This window comes from Shewanella hafniensis (assembly GCF_019655335.1).
GTDB lineage: Bacteria > Pseudomonadota > Gammaproteobacteria > Enterobacterales > Shewanellaceae > Shewanella > Shewanella hafniensis.
Map to the genome: position 1 here is coordinate 1 of NZ_BPFD01000129.1, position 6,702 is coordinate 6,702.

Genomic DNA, 6,702 nt, shown 5'->3' on the forward strand with positions numbered 1-6,702 from the left:
GGGGTATGAAGTCCAACAGAACGAAAACGTACGTTAAGGTTTTATTGGGGTTTATCTGCTTTAGGATTACAATCCACCGTACTTAAGTACGGAGAGCAAGGCCCAAATGTACACAATCAGTCAATTAGCAAAGTCGGCAGGTGTTAATGTCGAGACTGTCCGCTATTATGAGCGGCGTGGTCTTATCGAACAACCTGATAAACCAACCGAGGGGTATCGTCGCTATCCAGTGACAACCCTGAACCGGATCCGGTTTATCAAGCGTGCCCAGGAACTGGGGTTTACTTTGGAGGAAATATCCCATCTGCTGATGCTAGATAATACTCCCTGTCAAGAAGTACAAGACATGGCTTCTCACAAGCTTGTCAGTGTTCGTGCCAAGATGGCTGATCTGCGTCGCTTGGAAACCGTCCTTAATGATTTGTTGAACCAATGCGCTGCTAATCCTGACCAAACCCATTGTCCCATTATCGATTCCCTTCTTCCTGAGGATAGAAAATCGCGCTGAGTTTATTCCTGCTTGACTCCGTACTAGAGTACGGCGTTTAGACTGACTTTACTGGAACAAACCAAGTGGAGTGAGTCATGTCAAAAAACGATGCCAATCTGCCAATATTCGGCGGTATTGCGGCGGCTATCGGCGCAGGACTGTGTTGCGTCGGCCCCTTCCTGTTGCTGACGCTGGGTATTGGTGGCGCCTGGATCGGTAATCTCACTCTGCTCGAACCTTATCGCCCCCTTTTCATCTTCGCTGTGCTGGTTCTCTTCAGTTGGGCTGGGTGGAAGGTTTACCGTCCCGTCGAGGCCTGCGAATCGGGCACTGCCTGTGCCGTTTTGCAAGTACGTAAACGCCGTCAAGTCATCTTTTGGATAACAGCTCTACTCGCGCTGGTACTTGTGACCAGTAGCTATTGGATCCCCTTGATTGCCTGACAGTGAATGCCAACAACCTGCTGGAGAATAATCCATGAAAAAACTTACCTTTGTGTTAATGCTCTTTGTCACAAGTTTGACGGCCTGGGCCAAACCGCAAACCGTGACCCTAGATTTACCCACCATGAACTGCGCCATGTGTCCGATCACGGTGAAAAAGGCGCTGACTAAAGTCGATGGCGTATCCCGTGCGGAGGTCAGCTATGAGGATAAAGAAGCCATGGTGACCTTTGATGATGAAAAGACAAGTGCCGATGCGTTGATTGAAGCCACCACCAATGCTGGTTATCCCTCCACGATAAAAAACAAAGCTAATTGAGGTGCCTATGATCACACTGTCTATCTCTGGGATGACTTGTGCAAGTTGCACCCATCATGTTCAGGAGGCCCTGCTAGCCGTTGCGGGCGTTAGCAGCGCAATGGTCTCTTATGACGAGGCTAATGCCGTCATCGAAACCGACACAGATATCCATGAGAAAACCTTGCTCGATGCTGTCGCCACGCTGGGCTATAAGGCTAAAGTCGTTGCGTTGGGCAATAACTCACGCTTAACCAAAGATGAGGATACGGAAGAACTGCACGTGGCTATTATTGGCAGCGGTTCAGCGGCATTTGCCTGCGCCATCAAGGCAGCCGAAGGCGGTGCTAAAGTGACGCTCATCGAAGGGGCGGATGTCATTGGCGGCTGCTGTGTCAACGTTGGTTGTGTGCCGTCAAAGATCCTGATCCGGGTTGCGCAACTGGCAGAGCAGCAGCGTCATAACCCGTTTGCGGGATTGGAAAATCATTCCCCCCAACTGAGTCGCTCACTGTTGTTGGCGCAGCAAACGGCGCGGGTCGAGGAGCTGCGTGCGGCCAAATACCAGAATATTCTGGACGCCAATCCTGCGCTCAGTCTGATCAAAGGTTGGGCGCGATTCAAGGACGCTAACACACTAATCGTCAGTCAAAACGATGGTACGCAGCAGCAGGTTCACGCTGATAAGGTCCTGATTGCGACCGGATCGACGCCGACTATTCCTCCCATCGAAGGACTGAGCGGGACACCCTATTGGACTTCCAACGAGGCTCTTTTTGCCGAAGAAATGCCTCAACATCTGGTGGTGATTGGCTCGTCAGTCGTGGCACTGGAAATTGCCCAGGCCTATCGCCGATTAGGCAGTGAGGTAACCGTGTTGGCCAGACACACACTGCTCTATCGGGAGGAGCCCTTGCTCGGTGAACAACTCTCAGGATGTTTTGAAAAAGAAGGCATTCGTGTTCTGAATCATACCCAGGCTTCAAGTGTTTCCTATGATGGGCAGCAGTTTACTCTTGAAATTCTCTCATCAGAAGCTGGGGCTGGCACTTTGCATTGTGACAAGTTGTTGATCAGCACAGGCCGTCATGCCAATACAGGCAAGCTTAACCTCGATGCGGTAGGCGTCAAGACGGAGCAAAATGGCGTGATCATCGTCAATGAGCGTATGGAAACCAGCGTTCCAGGTGTTTATGCCGCCGGGGATTGCGCCAACATGCCGCAGTTTGTGTACGTCGCGGCCGCGGCCGGTAGTCGCGCCGCCATCAATATGACAGGCGGTGAGACTAAACTGGATCTATCCGCTATGCCTGCGGTGATCTTTACCGATCCCCAGGTGGCGACCGTCGGACTGACTGAAGATCAGGCCAAAGCACAATATATTGAAACCGATAGTCGGGTACTAAGCATGGAAAACGTACCTAGAGCATTGGCTAATTTTGACACTGATGGCTTTATCAAACTGGTGGTAGAAAAAGTCAGTGGACGCCTGATTGGCGCTCAAATCCTGGCGCATGAAGGCGGAGAGCTGATCCAGAGTGCGGCTTTAGCCATCCGCAACCGGATGACAGTAACAGAATTATCCGAACAGTTGTTCCCTTACTTGACCATGGTGGAAGGGCTTAAGCTCTGCGCCCAAACCTTTAACAAAGATGTGAAAGAGCTGTCCTGCTGCGCGGGGTAACGAATTGAGCAAGGGCTGTTAAAAAAGCCCTTATTCGTTCAATGCAAGCACTTTATAGACTGTCGAACGTCCTATTTTCAACTGTCTGGCGATCTCCGAGGCACCGTTCCCTTGTTCGTAGAGTGAGCGGACTCTAGTCTTGTCCACCGTCGGCTTTCGGCCAAATTTGACTCCCTTGGCCTTGGCCTCCAGACGCCCCTCGTTGGTGCGCTCCAGTATGCGTTGGCGTTCAGCCTGTGCAACAGCGGATAAGATGGTGACTACCATCTTACCCATGGTCCCTTCGGTGCTGATCCCATCATCAAGAAACCGGATGGCCACTCCCAGCTCATCAAACTCCTTAATGAGCTGGATCATGTCGGCAGTATCACGGCCAAGCCGATCCAGCTTCTTCACTAGGATGACATCGCCTTCCTCTACCTTTACCCGAAGCATCTGCAGGCCATCTCGGTTTAGGTGGCTGCCAGATACTTTGTCGGTAAAAATGCGATTCGCACGAACACCTTCAGCCTTAAGTGCCTTCATCTGCACATCAAGGGACTGCTGACTCGTTGACACTCGGGCATACCCAAATAGTCTCATGGTAAAACTGTCTCCTAAATCGTATTTTTAGACTTCGTGTCTATTATATTGTTATTTACGAATTAATAGACAGTTTAGAGCGAGGCATTTATGATGTCCACGAAGTTATAAATTAATAGACACTAAGAATGTCTCGCATTTTGAACAAGTATTGTTTGGGGGACGCATGCCCGTCGATTTTCTAACTTCGGAACAGAAAGCCAACTATGGACAATTCTCTGCTGAACCGAATGAAGTGCAGTTGGCCCGCTACTTTCATCTGGATGAAGCTGATCTGGCTTTTATCAATCATCGGCGCGGCAATCAGAACCGTTTTGGTGTTGCTTTGCAGTTGGGCTGTGTTCGATTTCTGGGGACCTTCATGTCCAACCTGCCACAGGTTCCGGTCAACGCCCAATGGTTTGTCGCACGACAGCTTGGACTAAATGATGTTGCGATATTGTCCACCTATGCGCAACGGGAGACCACACGAAGGGAGCACGCCGCCTTGATCCGGGATCAGTACCAATACCGGGAATTCAGCTGGCCGTGGTCGTTCCGGTTAAGCCGTTTGCTCTACACGCGCAGTTGGATCAGCAACGAGCGGCCCTGCCTACTTTTCGATCTAGCCACTGGCTGGCTCGTCCAGCATAAAATCCTTTTGCCTGGTGAAACCACTTTGACGCGCTTGATTTCCGAGGTACGAGAACGGGCTACTAATCGCTTGTGGCAACGGTTGTCGGCGTTGCCGACATCGAAGCAGATCGCAAAGCTTGAGACCTTACTTCAAGTTCCTGAGGGAACACGAACTTCCCGCTTTGACCGCTACCGCAAGGGGCCGGTGACGATTAGCGGTCCAGCTTTCAATGAGGCCATTGACCGTTATCAGGCGCTAAAAGCGTTCGGCATGCATGAGCTGGATTTTACCGGCATTCCTCCCGTTCGCTTTAAAAACATTGCCCGTCACGCAGGCATGATTTCCATGCACAAGATAGCTCGCATGCCGGAGCAAAAGCGCACTGCCATTTTAGTCGCCTTCGCTAAGACGTACGAGACCGTGGCCCTAGATGAAGCCTTGGATGTGCTGGATTTATTGATCACCCATATTGCCGGTGAGGCGAAAAAGTTGGGGCAGAAAAAACGTCTGAGGACATTGAAGGATTTGGATAAATCTGCGTTGGCCCTAGCAGAGGTTTGCACCCTGATACTCACTGAAAGCATGCAGGATGAGCAGCTGAGGTCAGCTATCTTTGCCAGAATGTCTCGTGAAAAACTGGCGACATCCATTGCCACCGTCCATGAACTTGCTCGCCCCTACGATGATAACTTTCAGGATGAAATGGTGGAACAATATGGCAGGGTCAGGCGTTTTTTACCGAAATTACTGCGTGATATCGTATTCAAAGCGGCTCCGGCAGGCAAGGCGACTCTGGAAGCCCATCAATATCTTGGTGGGCTGTTGGAATCGCGCAAGCTGTTACTGGATGAAGCCCCTCTGGACATTGTCTCTAATCCATGGAAACGCCTGGTGTTCGACAAAGAAGATAGAGTGACCAAGCGAGGCTATACGCTGTGCTTTCTCGATAAGTTACAAGACAGTTTGCGCCGCCGTGATATCTACGTAGAGAACAGCGACCGCTGGGGTGATCCACGGGCCAAGCTGTTACAAGGGCCGGAATGGCAAGCAAACCGCATTCAGGTGTGCCGTTCACTCGGTCATCCACTCAATCCCCAAGAAGCGATTGACGCTCTGGTGCGTCAACTGGATGCAAGTTACAGACAAGTGGCATCCAACTTCGACAACAACAAAGCAGTTGAGCTGGATCTGTCCGGCAAACGGCCCACATTGACCATCACGAACTTTGCTAAGCTGGATGAGCCGCCCAGCCTAACGCAGCTCTCTCAACAAGTCGAATCCTTAGTGCCCAGCGTGGACCTGACGGAGCTGTTGCTGGAGATCCACGCCCATACCGGCTTTGCCGATGAATTTACCCATGTTAGCGAATCTAATGCCCGAGCCGAAGACCTGACTGTCAGCGTCTGCGCCGTGCTTTTGGCGGAAGCATGCAACATCGGCTTAGAGTCGCTGATTAAGCATCAAGTACCCGCATTAACCCGACACCGCTTAAACTGGGTCAAACAGAATTACCTGCGTGCCGAGACGCTGGTGAAGGCCAATGCCAAACTGGTGAACTACCAGTCTACTTTATCTCTGGCCAATAAGTGGGGCGGTGGAGAGGTGGCATCCGCCGACGGTATGCGCTTTGTCACTCCGATCCGCACCATCAATGCAGGGCCGAACCGGAAGTACTTTGGCTCCAGCCGAGGCATTACCTGGTATAACTTTGTCTCGGATCAGTTTTCCGGATTTCATGGCATTGTCGTCCCAGGAACACTGCGTGACTCCATCTTTGTGCTGGAAGGCCTTCTGGAACAGCAAACCGGCTTGAACCCGATGGAGATTATGACCGATACCGCCGGTGCCAGCGATATGGTGTTTGGCTTATTTTGGTTGCTTGGATACCAGTTTTCACCGCGTCTTGCAGACGCAGGTGAATCCGTGTTCTGGCGCGTGGACAAGGCCGCTGACTATGGCCCATTGGATGAGCTAGCTCGCAGTTGCGTCAATACCCACAAAATCGAACAACACTGGGATGACATGATGCGCATTGCGGGATCGCTCAAACTGGGTACAGTGCAGGCTTCCGAGCTGATCCGTTCGCTACTGAAAAGTGAGCGGCCTTCCAGCCTAGCACAAGCCATTATTGAAGCGGGCCGTATCAATAAGACACTTTACTTGCTGAACTACGTGGATGATGAAGACTACCGCCGTCGAATTCTGACCCAGTTGAATAGAGGAGAAAGCCGTCACGCGGTCGCACGGGCGATCTGCCACGGTCAGCGTGGTGAAATTCGGAAGCGGTATCGAGAGGGGCAGGAAGATCAACTTGGCGCGCTGGGTTTGGTGACTAACGCGCTGGTGCTGTGGAACACAATCTATATGCAGGCCGCTCTTGATCACTTGAAACAGCAAGGCGAGGATGTGAAAGCAGAAGACGAAGCCAGATTATCTCCGCTCAGCCATAAACACGTGAACATGTTGGGGCATTATTCGTTTACCCTTACTGAACAAGTACTAAATGGGCAACTGAGGCCGCTGAAACAACCACCGGAGCTGGACAAATGGCCTTAGCGTACGTTTTCGTACCATTGGGCTTCACACCCC

At 51.4% G+C, this 6,702-nt stretch carries 6 protein-coding genes; 5 read left to right on the top strand and 1 reads right to left on the bottom strand.

Annotation, left to right across the window (positions count from 1 at the left end):
• Positions 1 to 106: 106 nt before the first annotated feature.
• The 4 genes from merR (at position 107) to merA (ending at position 2,915) form a co-directional block, all read left to right on the top strand.
• Positions 107 to 508, top strand: coding sequence for a mercury resistance transcriptional regulator MerR (gene merR / locus K5Q99_RS20965; RefSeq protein WP_069455590.1), 402 nt, complete (start codon positions 107 to 109; stop codon positions 506 to 508).
• Positions 509 to 585: 77 nt separating this feature from the next.
• On the top strand, positions 586 to 933 hold the full coding sequence (locus K5Q99_RS20970) for a mercuric transporter MerT family protein (protein ID WP_058689194.1): 348 nt from the start codon (positions 586 to 588) through the stop codon (positions 931 to 933).
• Positions 934 to 967: 34 nt separating this feature from the next.
• A complete protein-coding gene (gene merP, locus K5Q99_RS20975; protein ID WP_069455589.1) occupies positions 968 to 1,252 on the top strand; it encodes a mercury resistance system periplasmic binding protein MerP in 285 nt (94 codons plus the stop codon).
• 7 nt (positions 1,253 to 1,259) lie between these two features.
• Positions 1,260 to 2,915, top strand: a complete 1,656-nt coding sequence (gene merA / locus K5Q99_RS20980) for a mercury(II) reductase (RefSeq protein WP_069455588.1) — start codon at positions 1,260 to 1,262, stop codon at positions 2,913 to 2,915.
• A 30-nt stretch (positions 2,916 to 2,945) separates the two neighbouring features.
• Here merA and K5Q99_RS20985 read toward each other — a convergent pair whose 3' ends face one another.
• A complete protein-coding gene (locus K5Q99_RS20985; protein WP_058689192.1) occupies positions 2,946 to 3,497 on the bottom strand; it encodes a recombinase family protein in 552 nt (183 codons plus the stop codon).
• Positions 3,498 to 3,663: 166 nt separating this feature from the next.
• On the opposite strand from K5Q99_RS20985, the gene K5Q99_RS20990 reads away from it, so the two are divergent.
• The gene (locus K5Q99_RS20990; protein WP_220778023.1) at positions 3,664 to 6,669 is read left to right on the top strand and encodes a Tn3 family transposase; all 3,006 of its coding nucleotides are present in this window, start codon (positions 3,664 to 3,666) and stop codon (positions 6,667 to 6,669) included.
• Positions 6,670 to 6,702 lie beyond the last annotated feature (33 nt).